Origin of the sequence: Kitasatospora cineracea, assembly GCF_003751605.1 — a bacterium.
GTDB classification, from domain to species: Bacteria; Actinomycetota; Actinomycetes; order Streptomycetales; family Streptomycetaceae; genus Kitasatospora; species Kitasatospora cineracea.
Window position 1 is genome coordinate 3,822,034 of the sequence record NZ_RJVJ01000001.1, and the last position, 22,029, is coordinate 3,844,062.

Sequence of the window (22,029 nt, forward strand, 5' to 3'; positions counted from 1 at the left end):
GGAGGAGGCAGCGGGCACCGGCCCGCAGGACGACGGGCGGGAGGCGGGGGCGGTGGAGCTGCCGGACGGGGTGTGGGACGTCGTGGTGGTCGGCGCCGGTCCGGCCGGCTCTTCGGCGGCGTACGCGGCGGCCTCGCGCGGGCGGCGGGTGCTGCTGCTCGACAAGGCCGAGCACCCCCGGTACAAGACCTGCGGCGGCGGCATCATCGGGCCGTCCCGGGACTCGCTGCCGGAGGACTTCAAACTGCCGCTGCAGGACCGCATTTCGGCGGTGACCTTCGCGCTGAACGGCCGGTGGACCCGGACCCGGCGCTCGAAGCGGATGCTGTTCGGCGTGGTCAACCGGGACGAGTTCGACCTGCGCCTGGTGCAGGCGGCCGAGCAGGCCGGGGCGGTGCTGGTGACGGGCGTGACCGCGACCGGCGTGGAGCAGCGCGGCGGCGACAGCCGGACGGTGTTCGTGACGCTGGCGGACGGCCGGAAGGTCGAGGCGCGGGCGGTGGTCGGCGCGGACGGCTCGGCCGGCCGGATCGGCCGGCACGTCGGCGTGACCTTCGACCAGATCGACCTGGGCCTGGAGGCGGAGATCCCGGTGCCGGAGTCGGTGTCGCGGCACTGGGCGGGCCGGATCCACCTGGACTGGGGCCCGCTGCCGGGCAGTTACGGCTGGGTGTTCCCGAAGACCGACTCGGGGACGCTGACCGTCGGGGTGATCTCGGCGCGCGGCGAGGGCGAGCGGACCAAGGAGTACCTGGCGGCGTACATCCGCCGCCTGGGCCTGTCCGGGTTCGAACCGCTGGTGGAGTCCGGGCACCTGACGCGCTGCCGGGCCGAGGACTCGCCGCTGTCGCGCGGCCGGGTGCTGGTCGCGGGCGACGCGGCCGGGCTGCTGGAGCCGTGGACCCGGGAGGGCATCTCGTACGCGCTGCGCTCGGGCCGGCTGGCCGGCGAGTGGGCGGTGCAGGTGGCCGAGGCGGGCGGCGCGGCGGACGTGCGGCGGCAGGCGCTGAACTACGCGTTCGCGATCAAGGCCGGGCTGGGCGTGGAGATGCGGGCCGGGAAGGTCATGCTGGCCTCGTTCGAGAAGCGCCCGTACCTGTTCCACGCGGCGGTGTCGCTGATCAACCCGGCGTGGCGGGCGTTCGCCCGGACCACCCAGGGGCACACCACGTTCGCGCAGCTGATGCGGGACCACCGGGCGGCGCGCAAGCTGGCGTCGGTCGCCGGGCGGCAGTAGCCGGGCGCCGCCGGCCGGGAGTCGGCGGCCGGGCGCCGGTGGTCGGCGGGCCCGCCCGGGAGGGGTTCCTCTCCGGGCGGGCCGTGCGGACGGGCGCGGGGGGTTGGGATTCGGGGGCCGCCCCGCGCCCGCGTTCCCGGGGTTACTTCAGGCCCGCGTCCAGGGCGTTCATCAGGGTGCCGGACGGGGTGTCGCCGGACATCTCCCAGACCATCGCGCCCAGCAGGTTCTTCGACTTGAGCCAGGCGGTCTTCTGGCCGATCGACCAGGCGTCGTCGAAGGTCCACCACTGGCCGCCGCTGCCGGTGTAGCCGTAGGTGGAGACGGACACCGGGTCGTGGTAGACGGTCAGGTTGGGCACCGAGGTGATCAGGTTGTTGTAGCCGCGGGTGCCGGCCTCCTCGGCGAACTGGCCGGGTGCGGCGCCGCCCGCGGCCTGCCAGGCGCCGTGCGCGCCGCCGTCGGTGACGTTCTGCCAGCCGCGGCCGTAGAACGGGAAGCCGATGGTGAGCTTGCGCGGGTTGACGCCGGCCGCCAGGTAGGTGTCGACGGCGTTCTCGATCGAGAAGTGGAACGGGTAGGGGTCGGTGGGGTCGGTGTGCAGGTTGGCCTGCTGGCCGGTGCGGTTGGGCTCCCACGAGTTGTCGCTGCCGGAGCCGTGGAAGTCGTAGCCCTGGACGTTGGCGATGTCGAGGGACCGGAAGATCTGCGAGAGGTCCCAGCCCTGGCCGACCTTGGCCGGGTCGGCGGGGGTGAAGGCGGTGAGCAGTTTGTGCGAGCCGCCGAGGGCGTCGAGCTGGCGGCGGAACTCGGCCAGCAGCAGGGTCAGGTTCTGCTTGTCGTTCGCGGAGTAGTGGTTGCCGGGGTGGCCGTCGGGGGAGCCGGGCCACTCCCAGTCGACGTCGATGCCGTCGAAGATGCCGGCGCCCGTGCCGGGGCCGCCCGCGCCGTTGTAGGCGGGCAGGTTGCCCTTGATCCAGATGTCGATGCAGGAGGAGACCAGCTTCTTGCGGGAGGCGTCGGTGGCGGCCGCGTCGGAGAAGTACTTGGAGTACGTCCAGCCGCCGAGCGAGACCACGACCTTGAGGTTCGGGTACTTCGCCTTCAGCTTCTTGAGCTGGTTGAGGTTGCCGCGCAGCGGTGACCAGCCGTCGTCGGCGACGCCGTCCACGGACTGGGCGGCGCTCATCGGGCGGGCGTAGTCGGCGTCGGCGTCACCGGCGCCGGTGCCCTGGTCCGGGTCCTCCGGGTCGGCGGTGGTGCCCTTGGTGACGCCGGCCAGGCAGGTCAGGTTGACCGGGTCGATGTTCTCGAAGGCGTAGTTGATGACGTCGAGCTTGGCGGCGCTGCCGGAGGTGTCGAGGTTCTTGACGAAGTACTGGCGGCCGTAGATGCCCCACTGGACGAAGTAGCCGACCCGGGAGTACTTGCCGGGCCCGGCGAGGTCGCCGGTGGTGACGTTCAGCGTGGTGGAGGCGGGGGAGCTGTTGTCGGCGGCGTCCCGGGCCTTGACGGTGAAGGCGTACGGGGTGGCGGGGGAGAGCTGGCCGACGGTGGCGGCGGTGGTGGTGCCGCCGACGGTCTGCACCAGGTTGCCGCCCTGGTAGACGTCGTACGCGGCGACCCGCTTGTTGTCGGTGGCGGCGTCCCAGGCCAGCGAGACGCCGGTGCTGGTGACCCCGGTGGAGCGCAGGTTGCCGGGCGCGGTGGGCGGCACGGTGTCGGTGGCCGGGTCGACGGTGGCGGCGCTCAGCACCGGGCTGACCGGGCCGGTGTTGCCGCGGGTGTCCTTGGCCCGGACGGTCAGGCCGTAGGTGGTGGCCGGGGTCAGTCCGGTCAGCGTGGTGGCGGTGCCGGCGGCCGAGCCGAGGATCACCGAGCCGTTCAGCACGTCGTACGAGGCGACCGGGAAGTCGCCCTTGGACGCGGCCGGCCAGCTCAGCGAGAGGCTGTGCGCGGTGGCGTCGACCAGGGTCGGGGCGCCCGGCGCGGTCGGCGGGACGTCCGGGGTGCCGTCGCACTTGTCGCCGTTGACGCGGCAGTTGAGCGGGGCGGTGATCGGGCCGTTGCCGATGAACCAGAAGCTGTACGGCTCGGTCGAGCCGTTCGCGGGCACCGTCGCGTTGTAGTACGCGTTGGTCGCGGTGACGTGGCTGCCGGTGGTGGTGGAGGTGCCGTTGTAGGTGCCGGTCATGGTGACGCCGGGCGGCAGGTCGAAGTCCAGGGTCCACCCGGTGACGGCGGTGGCGTTGGGGTTCTTGACGACGAAGGTGCCCTTCCACCAGGACCCGTAGTTGTCACCGGTGAAGGTGGCGGTCAGTTTGGCCGCGGCGTGCGCGGGCGTGGCGGCGAGCAGGGCCAGTGGCAGTGCGAGCGCGGCGAGCAGGGCCAGCAGACGGGCCCTGAGCCATTGCCTGGAGCGGACGTGCATCGGTACTCCCTGTCTGGTGTGGGGGATTCCGTACAGGGGTGCCGGGAGCGGCACTCAGGAGGGTAAGTGGACTGGACCAACTCGTCAACAGGTCTATACCGGATGGGGGTTGACGGGACGTCAGCTCCTTGATCCACGACTGTCGGCGGCGGCTGGCAGGATCACCGCCATGGGACTCGATGTGATGGTGGGCGCGCTGATCGGCGCCGAGGAGGACACGGCCGAGTGGTTCCGCGCGGAGTGCGCGGAGATCACCCGGGTACTGGCGGCCGAAGGGCTGCCGGGCTGGCGGGAACCGGAGAACGGACCGCGCTTCGGCGAGCGGATCTGGGGCTACTCGGGCCTGCACACGCTGCGCCGCCTCGCCGCGCACCTCGCCGCGGGCGGGCAGCTGCCCGAACCGCTGGCGGAGGGGGAGCGAGCCACCGACGACCCGGTGCTGCGGGCCGCGTACGAGGACGTCCCCGACGACCGGCCCGGCCCGTTCGACCACCTGATCCACCACTCGGACTGCGAGGGCTACTACGCGCCGGTCGACTTCGCCCCCGTCCTGGCCGACCCGGAGCTGAGCGGTGGCCTGCTCGGCTCCTCGGTGCGGCTGCTGGCCGAACTGGAGGCGCTCGCCCTGGCCCTGGGCCTGCCCGACGACCTCGACCCGGACTCCGCGGAGGTCACCGACGCCGCGGAGGACCCGGACCCGGCGGCCGAGGGGTGGCGGCGGTACGGGACCGAGGCGTTCGTCTGCCTGCAGCTGCGGCTGGCGGCGCGCTGCTCGGTGGAGACGGGGGCGGTGCTGGCGTTCTGCTAGGAGCTGTCCGGCCGATCATGTGACTGTCGCCTGGTCGGATCGTTATCCCGCGTATGGGGCGGGGAGAACGCGGCGATCTGTCGGACGCGGAGTGGGAGAGGCTGCGGCCGTTCCTGCGGGTGAGCAACGGCCGATGCGGGCGGTGGCGCGATCACCGGCAGGTGATCGACGAGATCCTGCGCCGGGTGCGGACCGGGGTGCACTGGCGTGACCTGCCGGAGCGGTTCGGGCCGTGGAAGACCGTCTACGAGCGCCATCGGCTGTGGTCGGCGGACGGCACTTGGGAGCGGCTGCTGCAGCGGGTCCAGGCCGCGGCCGATGCGACAGGGGAGATCGACTGGGACATCTCGGTGGACTCCACCATCGTGCGCGCGTACCAGCACGCGGCCGGCGCCCGCACCGACCCGCCACCTCAAAGGGGGACGACGCGCTGGAACACCAGGGCGAAAGTCCCTGGCAGGGCCTGGTCGGCCAGCTGGTGGAGGTGGTGCGGGAGGCGAGGGCCTGGGGCGTTCGCGTGGCGGTTTCACCAGCAAGATCCACCTGAGCGCGGACGGCCGTTGCCGCCCGCTGTCGCTGATCGTCACACCGGGGCAGCGGGCAGACTGCACCCAGTTCGTGCCGGTGTTGGAGAAGATCCGGGTGCCCCGGCTCGGGCTCGGCCAGCCCTGCAAGAAGCCCGACAGTGTCGCGGCCGACAAGGCCTACAGCAACGGCCCCTGCCGCGAGCACCTGCGGCGACGGGGCGTCCCGCACACGATCCCGGAGAAGGCCGACAGCCGGGCCGCCTGTCTGCGCAGGGGAGCACGCGGCGGACGGCCGCCGGGCTTCGACGAGGAGCGGTACAAGAAGCGCAACACCGTTGGCTGCATAGGTGAGAACGAAGAGCGCTTGTTGGTGAGAGCTGGCAGCACGGAGGTGGCTGATGGGCACCCAAATGTTGATGAGAAGTAGGAACGGTTCCAGTGCCTGGGAATGGTGGTGACGTCGACTTGGGGCGTCCGTATCCTTCGCTGGGTGAGTTTGATCGAGATGGTTCCAGGGCAGGTCGAGCTCGTCGTTCAGGGGGCAGGGGCCTCGGCGGCCTCTGTCCGGTTGTTCGACTGGTCCCGGGCGGAGTACGAGGTCGCCTTTGCTGTGGAGGCCATCGATGACGGATTGCGGGCACGGCTTGAGACCGTGACCGTGACTGTCTGGGACAGCATGGGCGAGTTCTTCGATGGCCTCGCGCGCGACTTCCGTGGTTGGGAGGGCGAACGGGTCTGGGTCACCAATCACCTGGTCGTGACAGCGACGTTCGGCTCGGGCGGTCATGTGTATCTGGGCTGGACCCTGCGATCTGGCTTCTTCCCGGGCGACTGGAGCTGCACCGTGACGACCGTGATCGAGGCCGGCGAAGGGATGACGGCCGTCGCCGCAGACCTGCGGGAATTCCTGCGCGAGGAGTAGGCCGTCGACGGTCGGCCCGTCCCGGGACTTTCTCAGCCGACGGCTTGCTGTTCGGCTCGGGCGCGGGTGCTGGCGAGTCGGTAGGAGTCGGTGCCGGTCTCGATGATGGTGCCGTTGAAGGTCAGGCGGTCGACGATGGCCGCGCAGAGGCGAGGGTCGGTGAAGGTCTTGGTCCAGCCGGCGAACGACTCGTTCGAGGCGATGGCGACGCTGTTCTTCTCCTCGCGCTCGGCCAGCACCTGGAAGAGCAACTCGGCTTCCCTGCGGTCGATTTCCATGTAGCCCAGCTCATCGATGCAGAGCAGGTCAACGCGGCCGTAGCGGGCAATGGTCTTGGCCAGCTGCTTCTCGTCCGCGGCCTCGACCAGCTCGTTGACGAGCTTGGTGGCCAGCACGTACTTGACCCGGAACCCAGCCATCGCGGCCTCGGTGCCGAGCGCGATCAGCAGGTGGGACTTGCCGGTGCCGGAGTCGCCGATCAGGCAGAGCGGCAGACTCTTCTTGATCCACTCGCAGGTCGCGAGGGTGTGGATCGTCGCAGGGTCGATGTTCGGGTTCGCGTCGAAGTCGAACTTCCGCAGGGACTTGTCCCGGGGGGAAGCCGGCGGCCTTGATCCGCCGTTCCGAGCGGCGCCGGGCCCGGTCGTCGCACTCGGACATCAGCAGCTCGGAGAGGAAGCCGACGCCGTACTTCCGCATCAGGGCGCGGTTCGACAACCCGGAACGCGAGTCACGGCGGATCGCCGCGTACAGATCGACCTTGGACTTCGGCAGCACCCGGGCCCCCTCGTCGTGCAGTGCACAACCATGCTCCCGAGGCGAGCACCCAGGTGTTCTCGAAACTCGGCGACATCACTCTCCCGTGGCACGGGGTGCTCTCGCCGCTCAGCGACAGGTGCTCTCACCACTCACGTATAAAGCCACACCGTCGAACGGGCCATCAACAGGTTGAAGAACTCCCGTGCCGTCGCGACCCGGTACGACAAGCGCGGTTATGTCTTCCTCGGTACCGTCACCGTGGCAGCCGTGGTTATCTGGCTCCGCAGCTGATTGAACAGGTTCCTAGGAAATCACCTCAGCGGGCGGGGCGTTGTGCGCCACGATGAGCCGGGCCATCTCGTGCAGCCGATGCCAGACGTCCGGGCTGTCATCCTCGGTGAGCTCGGGAATGGCCCTCTCCAACTGGCCGAGGATGAGCCTCACGGTCGTCATTCCCCGTTCGTGCAGGGAGCCACCGTTGGCGACCCAGGTGTAGGCACAGCCTTCCAGTCTGGTGTCGAGCGAGGCCAGATCGACGCCGGCCACCTCAAGATCATTCCACCTGCGGTTCCACGGCTCGTCCCGCAGGCGGGCCACCGCGGCCACCGGATCTGTAGCAGCGTCCATGTCGACCATCATCGCGGGGCCGTCCCGACTGCGGAAGGCCGAGCACTGCCGAATTCCGCGCCGGTGTGGAGTCCCGCCGATCACCGAGATCAATCCGCCTCGTGCCCAGGATGGCGACCTGAGCGCGAGGCGGTCAGATGATCGGCCGGACAGCTCCTAGCGCCTGCGGCGGGCGGGGGGTTGCCGGTTCCGACAGCCCCCGGCCGCGCGGACTTTCCGGTGGGCTCCGGCCTCCAGCGGCATCGACCCGCCGTTCCCCGGGCCCCTGGGCGGGGCCCCTCGTCCGCGTTCAGGGGCCGAGGAGCTGGTCGGCGAGGGGGCTGCGGGTGTAGAGGACCAGGCGGCCGTGGCGGGCGCGGGTGACCAGGCGGGTGGCGTGCAGGACGGCCAGGTGCTGGCTGACGGCGCCGGGGGTGACGCCGAGCCGGCGGGCCAGTTCGGTGGTGGCGGTGGGTTCGTGCAGCAGGGTGAGCAGGCGGGCCTTGGGGGTGCCGAGCAGCTGTTCCAGGGCGTGCGGGGCGGGTGGCGGGTCGGGCGGGCCGGCCAGGTTGCCCTGGCCGCGGGAGAGGTAGGTGATCGACGGGGTGAGGTCCGGGCCGATCGCGGTGAGCGCGCCGCGGGCGAAGCAGGTCGGCAGCAGGGCCAGGCCGCGTCGGTCGACGGGGACGTCCAGGTCGCCGTCGCCCCAGTCCCGGTCGATGGTCAGCACCCCGTCCGCCCAGTGCAGGCGGTGGTCGAGGTCGGCGAACAGTCCGGCGGCGCCGCGTTCGGCCAGCACCCGGGCGCGGTGCACGATGTCGGCGTGCAGCACCGAGCGGGCCCGCGGCCACCAGCCGGGTTCCAGGACGTGCGTCCAGTACGCCTGGAAGGCGTCGGCGATCTCGGCGATCAGCGCGGCCGGGCGGTGGGCGCGGTCGGCGAGCAGCGGCGGCAGGGCCCGGTCGTGCGGGAGGAAGGCCAGGGCGAGTTCGCCGGCCAGCCGGGCCGGGTCGAAGGCCCGGACGACGGCCAGTTCGGCCCGGAACTCCGGGAACGGGACGGCGGGGCGGGGGGTCAGGAAGTCCGGCACGTACTTGTTGCTCGCCACCAGGGCGCGCAGCAGCGGGGCCTGCGGCAGGGCCTCGAAGGCCGGGCGCATCGCCTCGAACGCGGCGCCGTGCGGGTACTGCCCGGGGTGGGTCCACATCCGCAGGCTGAGCACCGCCTCCTGGAGCGGCGAGCAGGCGAAGTAGGTGGCGGCCAGGTCGGCCAGCCCCAGCCGGAACCGCAGTACCACGACGCCCCCCAGGTGGTCCGTCCCGCACCGGGGATTGAGGCGGGGGCTAAATCAATACCACGGGCGCTCCGTACCCGGTCTGATCGGGGCATGACCGCCACTGACCCCGCGGCCGATCCGGCCGTGTCGCTTCCCCCTGCCCGCCACCGGCTCGCCCGGCTGCTGCCCGAGGACCCGGTGCTGCGCCGGCTGTCCGCGATCACCCTGGTCAACACCCTCGGCAACGGCCTGGGGATGACGCTCGCGGTGGTGTACTTCACCCGGGTGATGGGCTTCGGCGTCGGCACGGTCGGCCTGGTGCTGACGGTCGCCGGGGCGTGCGGGGTGGCGGCGGGCGTCCCGGCCGGGCGGCTGTCGGACCGGTACGGGCCCAAGCGGGTGCTGGTCGTGCTGCTGGCCGGGCAGGCGGTGTGCGCGGCCGCCTACGTGCTGGTGCACGACCTGGTGGTGTTCGCGCTGCTGGCCTGCCTGGTGGCGGTCGCCGACCGGGGCGGCTCGGCGGTGCGCGGGGCGCTGTTCGCCGAGGTGCTGCCGGTGGACGGGCGGGTGGCCGGCCGGGCCTACCTGCGCTCGGTCACCAACGTCGGCCTGGCGGTGGGCACGCTGGGCGCCGCGGCCGTCCTGCAACTGGACACCCGGGGCGCCTACCTGACGGCGCTGCTGGTCGACGCGGCCTCGTTCGGGGTGATCGCGGTGCTGTACGGGCTGCTGGTGCCGGCCACGCCGCGCGCCGCCGGGCACACCGAGCGGGCCGCGTCCGGGCCGAACCCGGCGCTGCGCGACCGGACGTTCCTGCTGCTGACCGGCCTGAACGGGGTGATCACCCTGCAGTTCGTGATGATCGAGGTCGGGCTGCCGCTGTGGGTGGTGCGCGACACCGCCGCGCCGCGCTGGATGGTCGCGGGCGGGCTGCTGGTGAACACCGCGCTGGTGATCGTGCTGCAGGTGCGGGCCACCCGGGGCACCGAGCAGCCGCGGGCCGCGGCCCTGGTGTTCCGCCGCGGGGCGCTGCTGGTGGCCGCGTCCTGCCTGGTGGTGGGCCTGGCCGCCGGGCTGCCCGGCTGGGCGGCGGCGCTGCTGGTGGCGGGCGGGGTGGCCTGTCAGGCGCTGGGCGAGGTGTACAGCCAGGCGGGCGCCTGGGCGCTCAGCTACGACCTGGCGAAGGAGGACGCGCACGGCGCCTACCAGGGCGTGTTCAACACCGGCATGTCAGGCGCGCTGATGCTCGGCCCGGCGCTGATGACCTCGGTGGTGATCGCGCACGGCCTGGCGGGCTGGGCGCTGCTGGCGGCGCTGTTCGCCGCCGCGGGCTTCGGGATGACGGCGCTGGTGCGGCGTTGAGCGCACCGGGCCCCCGGCCGACGTCGCGTCGGCCGGGGGCCCGGTGTTTCAGGGCGTCAGCAGCTCAGGTTGGAGCCGGTGGGCACGCCCAGGATCGAGGTGAAGCTGGTGTACGCGTTGACCCGGCTCTGCACCTGGGCGGGGTTGCCGCCGTTGCACTCGATCGAGCCGTTGATGGAGCGGATGGTCTCGCCGAAGCCGGCGCCGTTGACCATGGCGTTGTGCGCGGTCATGGTGCCCGGGCCGTTCTGGGTCATCCAGTACCAGATGCCGGTCTTCCAGGCGACGGCCGCGTCGGTCTGCACCAGGTTGGGGTTGTTCAGCAGGTCGATGCCGAGGGCGTCGCCGGCCGCCTTGTAGTTGAAGTTCCAGCTGAGCTGGATCGGCCCGCGGCCGTAGTACGCGGCCTGGCCGGCCGGGCAGCCGTAGGGCTGGGTGGTGTCGCAGTAGTGCGGGTAGTTCGCGGTGTTCTGCTCGACCACGTACACCAGGCCGCCGGTCTCGTGGCTGATGTTGGCGAGGAACGCCGCCGCCTCCTGCTTCTTCACGGTGTCCGAGCCGGTGCCCGCGAACGCCGGGTAGGCGTTCAGTGCCGCGACCAGGCCGGAGTACGTGTAGAAGGGGTTCCGGTTCGGGAACATCTGGTTGAACTGGGCCTCGGAGACCACGAACCCGCCCGGGTTGGGGGTGGTGGTGGTCGGGCTCGGGCTGGTGCCGCCACCGCCGGTGCAGGTGTACGGGCTCCAGTACCAGGTGGAGATGGTCGGGTCGTAGCCCGGGTTGTCGTGGGTGGCGACGTAGTACTGGCCGTTGGGCGCGTACTTGACCACCGTGCCGGTGGCGTACTGGGTGCCGGCCACCCAGGTGGGGTGGTTGCAGGTGCCCTGGCTGGGCGTCGGGGTGGTGGTGGTGCCGCCACCGCCGCCGCAGGCGCCCTGGTCGGCCCAGACGCCGGAGCCGCCGGTGCTCGGCGTCTCGCCCTGGGTCCACCACTTGGCGTTCCAGTTGTGCCCGTTGTACGAGGCGGACATGCCTCCGGTGTAGACCTGCGTCGCCGAGTACGGGGTGGTGCAGGCGGCGGCCGCGGTCGAGGTGGTGGGCACCATGACGGCCAGTCCGGTCGCGGCCAGCGCGCCGGTCAGCAGTGCGGCGACCCGGCCGCGGCGGGAGCCGGCCCGGTGGGCCGGCCGGTGGGAGGTACGGGTGTGGGACATTCGGCCACTCCTTGTGGGGGAACGAGCGGTGTACCCAGCACTCAAGCGAATTTGTCCGTTAACTGTCAATAGGTCTAGACCTTAAGGAAGTTGGGGGCGGGGGCGCGGAGCCCCGCGGCGAGCGCGCCCCGAAGATCGGGTACTGGCCAGTAGGGCCGCGGTGTGCCAGGGTGCAGACGACGCCCCGTCCGACCCACCCTCAGCCGGAAGGCAGGCCACGCCAGATGACCACCCACGCGCCGCTCGTCCGCGCCACCACCGCCGACGCCGTCGCCACCCTCGAACTCGACTCCCCGCACAACCGCAACGCCCTCTCCACCCGGCTGATGGCCGAACTCACCGCCGGCCTCGCCGACGCCGCCGCCGACCCCGAGGTCCGCGCCGTCGTCCTCGGCCACACCGGCCGGGTGTTCTGCGCCGGCGCCGACCTCTCCGAGGCCACCGGCGACGACCCCACCGTCGGACCGCGCGGCCTGGTCGCCCTGCAGCGCGCCGTCGTCGACTGCCCCAAGCCCGTCATCGCCCTGGTCGACGGCCACGTCCGGGCCGGCGGGCTCGGCCTGGTCGGCGCCTGCGACCTCGCCGTCGCCGGACCCGACTCCACCTTCGCGTTCACCGAGTCCCGGCTCGGCCTCGCCCCCGCCGTCATCTCGCTGCCGCTGCGTCCCAAGCTCGACCCGCGCGCCGCCGCCCGCTACTACCTCACCGGCGAGACCTTCGACTCCGCCGAGGCCGCCCGGATCGGCCTGGTCACCGAGGCCGCCGACGACGCCGCCGCCGGACTGCGCACCCTCCTGGACGCCATCCGGCTCTGCTCGCCGCAGGGCCTCGCCGAGTCCAAGCTGCTCGCCAACGCCGACGTCCGGGAGTCCTTCGACCGGCACACCGAGGAGCTCGTCGCGCTGTCGGCCAAGCTCTTCGGCTCCGAGGAGGCGCAGGAGGGCATGCGGGCCTTCCTGGCCAAGCGGCCCGCGCGCTGGGTGCGCTGACCCCGCGCTCCGGGGCCCTCCGGCCCGGAAGTTACCGGCCGGTGTGAGTTTGGTCCCGTTGCGGGCCGCCGGGGCGCACCGGCCGCTACCGTGAGCGCATGTCGATCGTCCGCAGGCTGCTCGGACCCGTCCGCGAGAGGTCGCGCCGGGCGGCCGGGCACGCCGTGCACCGCGGCTGGCGCTGGGTGCAGGACGCCGGCGCGGTCAGCAACCGCAACCCCGGGCCGTACCGGTTCGGGGAGCTCGGCGACGGCACCAAACTCGCCTTCCCGCTCGGCACCGTCTTCAACGAGCGCTGGATCACCATCGGCCCGTTCTCCATCATCGGCGAACGCGTCACCCTGTCGGCCGGCTTCCTGCCCGGCCTCGACCTCGGCCCCGAACCGATCGTCCGGATCGGCGGCGGCTGCGTCATCGGCCGCGGCAGCCACATCGTCGGCCACCAGCGGATCGAACTCGGCGACGACGTCTGGACCGGCCCCGACGTCTACATCACCGACCAGGCCCACGAGTACCGCGACACCGGACTCCCGATCGGCAAGCAGTGGCCCCGCAACGAGCCCGTCTCGATCGGCGCCGGCTCCTGGATCGGCACCGGCGCGGTGATCCTCCCCGGCGCCCGGATCGGCCGCAACGTCGTGGTCGCCGCCAACTCCGTGGTCGCCGGCGAGGTCCCCGACTACGCCGTGGTCGCCGGCGCCCCCGCCCGCCAGGTCCGCACCTGGAACCCCGAGGACGGCTGGCAGCCCCCCATCCGCCACGAGGCGCCCCGCCCGGTCCCCGACGGCGTCACCGCCGAACAACTCCGCGCCCTGGTCGGCTGGGACCTCCGCCTCCCGGGCGAACAGCCGCCGGTGCCGTAGGGCTGTCGGTACCGGCTGCGACGATCCCGCCGGACACGGACGGAGAGAGGGCGGCGACGGTGGAACGGCTCGAACAGGACGTACGGGAGTTCGTCGCCCGGCTGGTGCGCGGCGCACCCGAGGGGTGGACGGATTTCGAACTGACCGTCAAGGCCGGGCCGGCCGGGACGGAGTGCGACGGCTGGTGGGTGGTGCCCGGCAGGGTGCCGCGGCCGACGGGGGCGGTGGCCGGGGCCGAGGCGCTCGCGGCGGCGATCGCGGCCGAACGGGGCTGGCGCGGCGCCCGGCTGGCGGTGCGGGGACGGCCGGGCGGGACGTTCGACTTCGGCGCGGAGCCCGGGACGGTGCTCTCGGGGGACACCGTGGTCCTCGACCCCGGGTACGTCCACCCGCTGCCGGACGAGCGCGCCCCCGGCTCCGCCCTGCCCCCGGCCGGGGACGCGGCCCGGGCCGTCGCGGCGCTGCGCGCCTTCCTCCGCGGCCGGGCCGAACTGCTCGGCGAGGCGGAGCAATCGGCTCCGCCCGCGACGCCCGAGCAGGTGGCCGAGGCCGAACGGCGCCTCGGCCACCGGCTGCCGGACGACCTGCGGGCGCTCTACCTCACCACCGACGGCGGCGGGGGCACCTCGAGCCTGATCGACGGCCGGGAGCTGCTGACGCTCGACGAGATGGTGCACGCCGCCGAACACCTGCGCTACGCCGGGAGGTTCCGCTTCGCCTGGGACGAACCCGGCGACGCGGCCGTCCCGTTCGAACCCCGGCCGCACGGCGCCGTCCGCCGCTGCCACGACCACCCGGGGTGGGTGCCGTTCACCACCGACGGCAGCGGCAACCACCACGCCGTCGACCTCGCCCCGGCCGCGGCGGGCCGACCCGGACAGGTGCTGGACATCGGGGCCGACCACCACGAGGGCCCGCGGTACGTCGCCGACTCCGTCACCTCGCTGCTCGTCCACCACCTCGACCTGCTGGAGCGCGGCCACTACGCGCTCCAGGACGACTGGCCGCCCCACCTGCTGCTCGACCGGGACCCGGACGAGGAACCGGAGGAACCGGAGTGGAGCGACGCCGGGCTGCCCGCCGCCCCCGGCCCGGACCTCCAATCGGTGCGGATCACGCCCCGGGCCCCCGCCGCCCCGCTCGACCTCGCCCCGCTGGCCGCCGCGCCCCGGCTGCGCCGGCTCGACCTGGGGGCCCGCACCGCCATCGGGCTCGGCGCGCTGCGCCCGCTGCCGGTGGAGTTCCTGCGGGCCGGGCTGGACGGCGAGGGGCTGGCGCCGCTGGCCGGGCACCCGCACCTCGGCGCGCTCGACCTGGCCTGCGACGTCCCGTTGGACCTGGCGCCGCTGCGCGCGCTGCCCGCACTGTGGTGGCTGGACCTGTCGCGCTGCGCTGTGGTGCAGGACCTGGGCGTACTGGGCGAGTCGGCCGGGCTGCGGTACCTCGCGCTGACGCGGGGGCAGTGGGCGGAGCTGCTGGAGCGGGACGCGCTGCCGCCAGGCCTGGTGGCGGCGCGCTCGGTCGGGGCGGAGGCCACGGCGCAGTGGGCGGCGCGGATCGGGCACCCGGCGGGGGACTCGTACCGGGTGGAAGGGATCTCGGCGGACGGGAGTTGACGGGGCGCCGGTCCGGGCGGGCGGGTGTTTTGCGGGGATCCGGCGGGAAGCCCCCGGGGTGCAACGACTGTCACGGCTGCGCAACGGGGGAAACCGGGCGGGGCGGGCCGGCGTGGTGGGGTCTGTCGGATCGGGCAGGATGTCCGTCCGTTGGATCTTGGAAGTGCAGGTCGGGCCGCGGGGGCGTCGACGGAAACACGGCCGGATCCGCCCTACCCACCCACTAGTTCACGGGGGAATTCGCGTCATGCGTCTCAACCGTTTCGCCGTGGCCGCCGTGCTGGCCGCCTCCGCCCTCGCCCTGACCGCGTGCGACCCGGAGGGCTCCTCCTCCGGCGCGTCCGGCTCCGCCCCGGCCGCCACCGCCTCCGCGGGCGGCTCCGCCCCCGCTGCCGCGCCGGCCGCCTCCGGGAGCCCGAAGCCGGCGGCGAGCGGGGGAAAGTCCACCGCCGGTGGCACCGCCGGTGGTACCACCGGGAAGGCCACCGTCCCCGCCGCTGACTGCACGGCAGGCGCGGCCGGGCGGACGGTGGTGGAGGCCACCGAGAACGCCTACCTGACGCACGTGTGGATGCGCGCCAAGTCCACCGAGTTCGTCTGCGGCCCCGACGTCCCCGACGACGGCTACTGGGAGGCGCAGGGCGACCCCCGGCTCTACAGCTTCGACAACGACGTGAAGACCTACCTGCTGGACGAGAACCTGAAGGCGAAGAGCGTCGACCTGTTCGTCTTCATGAAGGCGCAGGAGGCCTGCCTGAAGCAGGCCCGGCCCGCCGCGCCGTACCGCTGCTTCGGCAACCAGTACGAGGTGAAGGTCGGCGCCCAGAACAAGGTGCTCAGCATCACCCAGCTCTACCGGCCGTGACGGTCCGCCGGTGGTGACGGCGGGCGGCGGCCCGGGCGCGTGGGGACGTCCGGGCCGCCGTTCGTCGGTTCCGGGGAGCCGTCAGGCCGGGCGGCCGGTGCGGTGGCGGCGGACGGCGAGGGCGAGCAGGCCGGCCAGCGCGGAGCTGGCGGCGACGGTGAGCAGGGCGGCGGGCAGCGAGAGGGCGTCGGCGAGGAAGCCGATCACCGGGGGGCCGATCAGCATGCCCGCGTAGCCGAGGGTGGAGGCGGTGGCCACGCCCTGCGGGCCGGCGGCGGCCCCGGCCTGGGCGATCGCCAGCGGGAAGACGTTGGCCAGGCCGAGGCCGACCAGGACGAAGCCCGCCAGCACCAGCGGGACGGACGGGGCCGGCGCGGCGGTCGCCATGCCCGCGCAGGCGGCCAGGCCGCCCAGCAGCATCACCCTGGTCTGGCCGAGCCGTTCGGAGAGCCAGGTGCCGGAGAGCCGGCCCGCGGTCATGGCGAAGGCGAAGGCGGCGTACCCGGCGGCGGCCGTCGCGGTGCTGGCGTGCACGTCGTCGGTCAGGTGCAGGGTGGCCCAGTCGGCGAGCGCACCCTCGCCGTACGCCGTGCACAGCGCGGTCAGGCCGAGCAGGACGACCAGCAGCCGGGCGTGGCCGGACAGCCGGGCGGCGGCACCGGCCGGGGCCGGGGCGGCGCTCTCGCGCGGGGCCGGGCGGGCGGCGGCCGGGGCGCGCAGCAGCGCGGTGCCGGCCAGGGCGACCACGGCCAGGCCGAGCGCGCCGGACGCGGCCAGCGCCCAGGAGGCGCTGATCCGGCCCGCGAGCAGGCCGCCGACCGCGGCGCCGAGCAGGCCGCCGAGGCTGTAGCCCGCGTGGAAGCTGGGCATGACGGGGCGTCGGAGTTCGGCGACCAGGTCGACCGCGGCGCTGTTCATCGCCACGTTGGCCGCGCCGTAGCCGGCGCCGAACAGCAGCAGCACCGCGCCGAGCGCGAGCACCGAGTGGGTGTGCGCGGGCAGGGCGACCGCGAGCGAGAACACGGCGACCGAGGCGACGGTGACCCGGCGCGAGCCGTACCGCAGGCACAGCCGTCCGACCAGGGCCATGGTGGCGACCGCGCCGGCCGAGATGCACAGCAGGGCCAGGCCCAGCGCGCTGTGCGAGGCCGCGACCTGGGCGCGGACGTCCGGGATCCGGACCACCCAGGCGGCGAACAGGAAGCCGTCGACGGTGAAGAAGGCGGTGAGGGCGAGGCGTGCCGCCGACCAGGAGGAGCGTCGGCCGGACGGGGAGGTGGGGGAGGAGGGGCGGGCAGGACGGGCTTCTGTTTTGTTCAGTAGCGGCACAAAGTCAGAATAGGGGAGTGCCGCACACACCTTCAAGTCCGAATCCGAGCCAGAATCCGAGCCGTAATCCGAGCCGGAACCCGCCCGGGAGCCCGGAACCGCAGCCGCAGCCGCAGCCGGGACGTCGGGCCGACCCGCCGCCGGGACAGCAGGCGCCCCGCGCCCGGCCCGGCGCGCCGCGCCCGACCGCGGCCGGACCCTGCTCGGACCGGCCCTGCGCCTGATCCACACCGGGCAGGCCCCCACCCGCTCCGCGCTCACCGGCGCCCTCGACGTCACCCGCGCCACCGCCGGCGCCGTCACCGGCGAACTCGAGGCGCTCGGCCTGATCACCGTCGACTCCCGCCCGGGCGGCGGCGGCCGCGGCCGCCCCTCGCACCGCCTCGCCCCGGCCGACCCCGGCCCCGCCGTGCTCGCCGCCCAGCTGCACGCCGACGGCCTCTCCGCCGCCCTGGCCGGGCTCGGCGGCCGCCTGCACGACCCCGTCCACCTGCCGCTGCCCGCCGACACCTCGCCCGCCGCACTGCTCGGCGCCGTCGCCGAGACCGGCGCCCGGCTCGCCCGCGACAGCCGCCGCCGGATCCTCGGCTTCGCGCTCGCCCTGCCCAACCCCGTCACCGAACCCGACGGCACCGCGCTCGCCGCCCTGCACTTCGGCTGGCCCTCCGGCACCCCCGCCGCCGAACTCTTCGCCGCCGCCGTCGCCCGCGCCGACCTCGGCCCGCGCGCCCGCACCGGCCTGCTCACCGCCGTCGCCAACGACGCCAACCTGGCCGCCCTCGCCGAACACCGGCACGGCGCCGGCCGCGGCGCCCGCCACCTGCTGCTGGTCACCTCCGGCCACCGCGGCGTCGGCGGCGCCCTGGTCATCGACGGGCACCTGCACACCGGCAGCTCCGGCCTCGCCCTCGAGGTCGGCCACCTCACCGTCGACCCGCTCGGCCGCCCCTGCGCCTGCGGCAACCGCGGCTGCCTGAACGCCGAGACCGACACCGACGCGCTGTTCGCCGCCGCCGAGCGCCGCCCCGACCCGGACCGCCCGCTGCTCCCGCAGGCCCGCGCGCTGGCCCGCGACCCGGAGGCCGCCGACGCCCTCGACCACGTCGTCGACCGGCTCGGCCTCGGCCTCGCCGGACTGGTCAACATCCTCAACCCCGACCGGATCGTGCTCAGCGGCCTGCACCTCGACCTGCTCGCCGCCGCCCCCGACCGGCTCGCCGCCGTGGTCGCCGAACGCTGCCTGTGGGGCCGCAGCGGACGCATCCCGATCGTCCCCGCCCAGGTCGTGCACGCCGGACTGGTCGGCGCCGCCGAACTCGCCTGGGAGCCCTACCTGGACGACCCGCAGGCCGCCGCCGCGCCCTGAGCGCCCCGAGTGCCCGAGCACCGGGGCGGGGCGGCCGGGAAAACGGAACGGCGCGGGTGACGAATCGTCGACCCGCGCCGTCCGGTGCGCCCCGGGGGCGCCGTTACTTCTTGCCGAACCGCAGCTTCCACGGGGCCACCGCGGACTCCAGCTGCACGCCCAGGCTCATCTTCGACATGCCCTCGACCCGCTCCTCGAAGCGGATCGGCACCTCGGCGATCCGCATGCCCTGCCGGACCACCCGGTGGTTCATCTCGACCTGGAACGAGTAGCCGTTGGAACGCACCGAATCCAGGTCCACGCTGCGCAGCGCCCCGGCCTCCCACGCCTTGAAGCCGGCGGTGGCGTCCTTGACCTTCAGCCGGAGGATCGCGTTGACGTAGAAGTTCGCCCAGGCCGACAGCGCCTTGCGGTGCCACGGCCACTCCGAGGCGGTCGAGCCGCCCGGCACGTAGCGCGAGCCCAGCACCACCGAGGCGTCCGTCCCGGTCAGCTTCTCCACCATCGCGGGGAGGGCGGTGTGCGGGTGCGACAGGTCGGCGTCCATCTGCACCACGATGTCGGCGCCGTCCTCCAGCGCCCGGGACATGCCCGCGACGTAGGCCCGGCCCAGGCCGTCCTTCTCGGTCCGGTGCAGCACCGAGAGGGTGCCGCCCGAGTCGGCCGCCAGCTTGTCGGCGACCTCGCCGGTGCCGTCCGGGGAGTTGTCGTCCACGACCAGCACGTGCAGGTTCGCCATGCCGAGCTCGGCCAGCCGGCCGACCAGGACCGGGAGGTTCTCCCGCTCGTTGTAGGTCGGCACAACCACAACTACCTTCGGGTGGACCTCAGCCATGTTCTTCTTTCCTCGATGCCGTGCGAGCCGGATGCGGCAGTCTAGCGTTCTTGTCCGAACGTCCGTCCCACCGGGCCGTTCCCGCCCCCTCCCCGGCCCGGGCCCGGGGAACCGCAGGCCCGGGGCCGGGGAATCCCGGGCCCGGCCGCCCCGTTCAGCAGGCATGACCGACACCGCACCGGGCCACCGCCCCGAGCCGCTGCAGTACGCCGCCTTCACCGCCGACCCGGCCGGCGGCAACCCCGCCGGAGTGGTCCTGGACGCCGCGGCGCTCACCGACGAGGAGCAACTCGCCCTCGCCGCCCGCCTCGGCCACTCGGAGACCGCCTTCCTGACCGCCGACCCGGACCGGCCGCGCGGCTACGCCGTCCGCTACTTCAGCCCGCTCACCGAAGTGCCGTTCTGCGGCCACGCCACCATCGCCGCCGCGGTCGTCCTCGGCGAGCGGCACGGCCCCGGCGAGTTCCGCTTCGAGACCAAGGCCGGGCCGGTGCCGGTCACCGTCACGGGGGACGCCGAGCACGGCTACCGGGCCACCCTGACCAGCGTCCCCACCGCCGTCGAGGACGCCGCGGCGGCCGACGTCGCCGAGGCGCTGGCCGCGCTGCACTGGCGGGCCGACGAACTCGACCACCGCCTCCCGCCGCGGATCGCCTACGCCGGGGCGCGCCACCTCGTCCTCGCCGCGGCCACCCGGGCCCGGCTGGCCGACCTCGACTACGACTTCGACGCGCTCGCCGCCCTGATGCGGCGGCTCGACCTGATCACCCTCCAACTGGTCTGGGAACAGGACGCCACCACCTACCACGTCCGCGACCCGTTCCCGGTCGGCGGCGTCGTCGAGGACCCGGCCACCGGCGCCGCCGCGGCCGCTTTCGGCGCCTACCTGCGCGAGCTGCGCGGCCTGGGCACCGCCCGCCTCACCCTCCACCAGGGCCAGGACCTCGGCCGCCCCGGCGTGCTCACCGTCGACCTCACCGAGGGCGACGACCGGGTCCGGGTCACCGGGCGGGCCGTGCGGATGTGACGGCCCCTCCTGCGGGCCCGGCCCCCGGCCCGCCGCCGGGCTGCTGCGCCGCTGCGCTACTGCGCGGGGAGTAGGCGCGTCTGCTCCGTGCGGACGATGGTGGGGCGCGGCGGTGTGGTTAGCCTTCGGGTATGGGTGAGACGCGGCTGTGGGTGCCCCCGTGGGTACGGGCGGCGAAGGCCGGGTGGCCGGTGGCGGGCGCCGTCGTGGTCGCGGTGCTGCAGGTGGCCGGGACGACGGCGGCCCAGCGGCACCAGGGCGGCCGGGTGCCGCTGGACGCCTGGGGGTACCTGCTGCTGGTGCTCGGCCCCGCGCTGCTGGTGCTGCGCCGCCGGTGGCCGGCCGCCACCGTGGCCGCCGTCTCGGCGGTGACCGCCGGCTACCTGTGGGCGGGCTACCCGTACGGGCCCGGGTTCCTGGCGCTGGTGGTGGCGTTCTTCGGCGCGGTCCGGCACGGGCACCGGCGGGCGGCCTGGCTGAGCGCCGCCGGGTTCTACCTGGTGCACCTGCTGACCGGTTACGCACTGCCCGACGCCTGGCTGCGGGCCCCGAACCACGCCGTGCGGGGCTGGCAGGAACTGGGCGTCACCGCCTGGCTGCTGCTGGTCTTCGCCGGGGCCGAACTGGCCCGCTTCCGGCAGGAGCGGATCGCCGCCGTACGGGCCGCCGAGGAGGAGGCCCGGGCCCGCCGCAACGACGAGGAACGGCTGCGGATGGCCCGCGAACTGCACGACATCCTGGCCCACTCGATCTCGCTGATCCACGTCCAGGCGGGCGTCGCCCTGGAACTGCTCGACGCCCGCCCCGAACAGGCCCGCGACGCCCTCACCACCATCAAGGCCACCAGCAAGGAAGCACTCGGCGAGGTCCGCCAGGTCCTCGGCACCCTGCGCGGACCCGGCGCGGCCGCCCCGCGCACCCCCGCGCCCGGACTGCAGCGCCTGGACGAACTGGTCGAACAGGCCGGGCACGCCGGGCTGGCGGTGTCCGTCACCCGCCGCGGCCGCCCCGCCCGCACCGGGGCCGGACTCGAACTCGCCGCGTTCCGGATCGTCCAGGAAGCGCTCACCAACGTGCTGCGGCACTCCACCGCCCGCACCGCCACCGTCGAACTCGCCTGGGACACTGTCGGATTGACGGTCACGGTGACCGACCCCGGCCCGCCCGGCGGCGGCGACGCGGGCGGCAGCGGCAACGGACTCACCGGCATGCGCGAACGGGCCGCCGCCCTCGGCGGCAGCGTCGAAGCCGGCCCGGACGGGGCCGGCGGCTGGCGGGTCCGGGCCCGGCTGCCGGTGACGGCGACGACGACGGAGAACGGGGACACGACGTGATCAGGGTGCTGCTGGCCGACGACCAGACCCTCGTCCGGGCCGGATTCCGCGCCCTGCTGGACGCCCAGCCCGACCTGGAGGCGGTCGGCGAGGCCGAGGACGGCGAACAGGCCCTCGCCCTCACCCGCGAACTGCGCCCCGACGTGGTCCTGATGGACATCCGGATGCCCCGCCTGGACGGCCTCGCCGCGACCCGCCGGATCTGCGCCGACCCGGAACTCGCCGACGTCCGGGTCGTCGTGCTGACCACCTTCGAACTGGACGAGTACGTCTTCGAAGCACTGCGCGCGGGCGCCGCCGGCTTCCTGGTCAAGGACACCGAACCCGGCGACCTGCTGCGCGCCGTCCGGGTCGCCGCCGCCGGTGACGCCCTGCTCTCCCCGGGCGTCACCCGCCGCCTGATCGGCGAGTTCGCCGCCCGCTCCAAGGAACCCGCCACCACCCGCCTGGACGTCCTCACCGACCGCGAACGCGAAGTCCTCGCCCTGGTCGGCCTCGGCCTCACCAACGAGGACATCGCCCGCCGCCTGGTGGTCAGCCCCCTCACCGCCAAGACCCACGTCAGCCGCACCATGGTCAAACTCGGCGCCCGCGACCGGGCCCAACTGGTGGTGCTGGCCTACGAGTCGGGGCTGGTCAGGCCAGGGTGGCTGGGGTAGGCGG

Annotated in this window: 18 protein-coding genes and 3 pseudogenes; 14 read left to right on the plus strand and 7 right to left on the minus strand. The window is 74.0% G+C overall.

Annotation, left to right across the window (positions count from 1 at the left end):
* Positions 1-52 precede the first annotated feature (52 nt).
* A complete protein-coding gene (locus EDD39_RS17380; RefSeq protein WP_123560531.1) occupies positions 53-1,237 on the plus strand; it encodes a geranylgeranyl reductase family protein in 1,185 nt (394 codons plus the stop codon).
* A 142-nt stretch (positions 1,238-1,379) separates the two neighbouring features.
* Here the strand turns inward: EDD39_RS17380 and EDD39_RS17385 are convergent, their stop codons facing one another.
* On the minus strand, positions 1,380-3,668 hold the full coding sequence (locus EDD39_RS17385; protein ID WP_123557111.1) for a glycosyl hydrolase family 18 protein: 2,289 nt from the start codon (positions 3,666-3,668) through the stop codon (positions 1,380-1,382).
* Positions 3,669-3,837: 169 nt separating this feature from the next.
* Between EDD39_RS17385 and EDD39_RS17390 the strand changes: the two genes are divergently transcribed.
* The 3 genes and pseudogenes from EDD39_RS17390 to EDD39_RS17400 all read left to right on the plus strand — a co-directional run bounded on the left by EDD39_RS17390 (position 3,838) and on the right by EDD39_RS17400 (position 5,925).
* On the plus strand, positions 3,838-4,476 hold the full coding sequence (locus EDD39_RS17390) for a hypothetical protein (protein ID WP_123557113.1): 639 nt from the start codon (positions 3,838-3,840) through the stop codon (positions 4,474-4,476).
* Between the two features lie 53 nt (positions 4,477-4,529).
* A pseudogene (locus EDD39_RS17395) lies at positions 4,530-5,340 on the plus strand (IS5 family transposase); the annotation flags it as partial.
* A 153-nt stretch (positions 5,341-5,493) separates the two neighbouring features.
* Positions 5,494-5,925 carry a DUF6228 family protein gene (locus EDD39_RS17400; protein ID WP_123560533.1) on the plus strand — a complete coding sequence of 144 codons (432 nt, stop codon included), beginning with the start codon at positions 5,494-5,496 and terminating at the stop codon, positions 5,923-5,925.
* A 32-nt stretch (positions 5,926-5,957) separates the two neighbouring features.
* Here the strand turns inward: EDD39_RS17400 and istB are convergent.
* Positions 5,958-6,723, minus strand: a pseudogene (istB, locus tag EDD39_RS17405) (IS21-like element helper ATPase IstB).
* A gap of 129 nt (positions 6,724-6,852) precedes the next feature.
* Here istB and EDD39_RS17410 point away from each other — a divergent pair.
* A pseudogene (locus tag EDD39_RS17410) lies at positions 6,853-6,975 on the plus strand (IS5/IS1182 family transposase); the annotation flags it as partial.
* Between the two features lie 12 nt (positions 6,976-6,987).
* Here the strand turns inward: EDD39_RS17410 and EDD39_RS17415 are convergent.
* Complete coding sequence (locus EDD39_RS17415) at positions 6,988-7,311, minus strand: hypothetical protein (protein ID WP_148089466.1); 324 nt, start codon at positions 7,309-7,311, stop codon at positions 6,988-6,990.
* A gap of 289 nt (positions 7,312-7,600) precedes the next feature.
* Positions 7,601-8,587, minus strand: coding sequence for an ArsR/SmtB family transcription factor (locus EDD39_RS17420; protein ID WP_208765522.1), 987 nt, complete (start codon positions 8,585-8,587; stop codon positions 7,601-7,603).
* A gap of 90 nt (positions 8,588-8,677) precedes the next feature.
* Between EDD39_RS17420 and EDD39_RS17425 the strand changes: the two genes are divergently transcribed.
* Positions 8,678-9,928: an MFS transporter gene (locus tag EDD39_RS17425; RefSeq protein WP_123557120.1), complete on the plus strand. Its 1,251-nt coding sequence runs from the start codon at positions 8,678-8,680 to the stop codon at positions 9,926-9,928.
* 56 nt (positions 9,929-9,984) lie between these two features.
* Here the strand turns inward: EDD39_RS17425 and EDD39_RS17430 are convergent, their stop codons facing one another.
* On the minus strand, positions 9,985-11,142 hold the full coding sequence (locus EDD39_RS17430; protein WP_123557122.1) for a glycoside hydrolase family 19 protein: 1,158 nt from the start codon (positions 11,140-11,142) through the stop codon (positions 9,985-9,987).
* A 224-nt stretch (positions 11,143-11,366) separates the two neighbouring features.
* On the opposite strand from EDD39_RS17430, the gene EDD39_RS17435 reads away from it, so the two are divergent.
* The 4 genes from EDD39_RS17435 (at position 11,367) to EDD39_RS39620 (ending at position 15,475) form a co-directional block, all read left to right on the plus strand.
* A complete protein-coding gene (locus EDD39_RS17435; protein WP_123557124.1) occupies positions 11,367-12,131 on the plus strand; it encodes an enoyl-CoA hydratase family protein in 765 nt (254 codons plus the stop codon).
* Between the two features lie 98 nt (positions 12,132-12,229).
* Positions 12,230-12,994, plus strand: a complete 765-nt coding sequence (locus tag EDD39_RS17440) for an acyltransferase (RefSeq protein WP_123557126.1) — start codon at positions 12,230-12,232, stop codon at positions 12,992-12,994.
* 59 nt (positions 12,995-13,053) lie between these two features.
* A complete protein-coding gene (locus EDD39_RS38990; RefSeq protein ID WP_162870049.1) occupies positions 13,054-14,610 on the plus strand; it encodes an SMI1/KNR4 family protein in 1,557 nt (518 codons plus the stop codon).
* A gap of 247 nt (positions 14,611-14,857) precedes the next feature.
* A complete protein-coding gene (locus EDD39_RS39620) occupies positions 14,858-15,475 on the plus strand; it encodes a hypothetical protein (RefSeq protein WP_162870050.1) in 618 nt (205 codons plus the stop codon).
* Between the two features lie 81 nt (positions 15,476-15,556).
* On the opposite strand, the gene EDD39_RS17460 is transcribed toward EDD39_RS39620, so the two are convergent.
* A complete protein-coding gene (locus tag EDD39_RS17460) occupies positions 15,557-16,804 on the minus strand; it encodes an MFS transporter (RefSeq protein WP_123557133.1) in 1,248 nt (415 codons plus the stop codon).
* 199 nt (positions 16,805-17,003) lie between these two features.
* Between EDD39_RS17460 and EDD39_RS17465 the strand changes: the two genes are divergently transcribed.
* Positions 17,004-18,170 (plus strand): ROK family protein, encoded by a 1,167-nt coding sequence (locus tag EDD39_RS17465; protein WP_123557135.1) that lies wholly within the window; start codon positions 17,004-17,006, stop codon positions 18,168-18,170.
* A 103-nt stretch (positions 18,171-18,273) separates the two neighbouring features.
* Here the strand turns inward: EDD39_RS17465 and EDD39_RS17470 are convergent, their stop codons facing one another.
* A complete protein-coding gene (locus EDD39_RS17470; RefSeq protein WP_123557137.1) occupies positions 18,274-19,005 on the minus strand; it encodes a polyprenol monophosphomannose synthase in 732 nt (243 codons plus the stop codon).
* A gap of 163 nt (positions 19,006-19,168) precedes the next feature.
* Between EDD39_RS17470 and EDD39_RS17475 the strand changes: the two genes are divergently transcribed.
* From EDD39_RS17475 to EDD39_RS17485, 3 genes are all read left to right on the plus strand, one after another.
* Positions 19,169-20,032, plus strand: a complete 864-nt coding sequence (locus EDD39_RS17475) for a PhzF family phenazine biosynthesis protein (protein ID WP_123557139.1) — start codon at positions 19,169-19,171, stop codon at positions 20,030-20,032.
* A 131-nt stretch (positions 20,033-20,163) separates the two neighbouring features.
* Complete coding sequence (locus EDD39_RS17480; protein WP_123557142.1) at positions 20,164-21,366, plus strand: sensor histidine kinase; 1,203 nt, start codon at positions 20,164-20,166, stop codon at positions 21,364-21,366.
* Positions 21,363-22,025 carry a response regulator gene (locus EDD39_RS17485; protein ID WP_030462884.1) on the plus strand — a complete coding sequence of 221 codons (663 nt, stop codon included), beginning with the start codon at positions 21,363-21,365 and terminating at the stop codon, positions 22,023-22,025. The genes EDD39_RS17480 and EDD39_RS17485 overlap by 4 nt, the downstream gene beginning before the upstream one ends.
* Positions 22,026-22,029: the final 4 nt, after the last annotated feature.

Excerpts from the sequence above, each read along its gene's own strand:
- EDD39_RS17385 (WP_123557111.1), bottom strand. The coding sequence starts at position 3,668 with ATGCACGTCCGCTCCAGGCAATGGCTCAGGGCCCGTCTGCTGGCCCTG.
- EDD39_RS17390 (WP_123557113.1), top strand. The coding sequence starts at position 3,838 with ATGGGACTCGATGTGATGGTGGGCGCGCTGATCGGCGCCGAGGAGGAC.
- EDD39_RS17415 (WP_148089466.1), bottom strand. The coding sequence starts at position 7,311 with ATGGACGCTGCTACAGATCCGGTGGCCGCGGTGGCCCGCCTGCGGGAC.
- EDD39_RS17425 (WP_123557120.1), top strand. The coding sequence starts at position 8,678 with ATGACCGCCACTGACCCCGCGGCCGATCCGGCCGTGTCGCTTCCCCCT.
- EDD39_RS17430 (WP_123557122.1), bottom strand. The coding sequence starts at position 11,142 with ATGTCCCACACCCGTACCTCCCACCGGCCGGCCCACCGGGCCGGCTCC.
- EDD39_RS17435 (WP_123557124.1), top strand. The coding sequence starts at position 11,367 with ATGACCACCCACGCGCCGCTCGTCCGCGCCACCACCGCCGACGCCGTC.
- EDD39_RS17440 (WP_123557126.1), top strand. The coding sequence starts at position 12,230 with ATGTCGATCGTCCGCAGGCTGCTCGGACCCGTCCGCGAGAGGTCGCGC.
- EDD39_RS39620 (WP_162870050.1), top strand. The coding sequence starts at position 14,858 with ATGCGTCTCAACCGTTTCGCCGTGGCCGCCGTGCTGGCCGCCTCCGCC.
- EDD39_RS17470 (WP_123557137.1), bottom strand. The coding sequence starts at position 19,005 with ATGGCTGAGGTCCACCCGAAGGTAGTTGTGGTTGTGCCGACCTACAAC.
- EDD39_RS17475 (WP_123557139.1), top strand. The coding sequence starts at position 19,169 with ATGACCGACACCGCACCGGGCCACCGCCCCGAGCCGCTGCAGTACGCC.
- EDD39_RS17480 (WP_123557142.1), top strand. The coding sequence starts at position 20,164 with ATGGGTGAGACGCGGCTGTGGGTGCCCCCGTGGGTACGGGCGGCGAAG.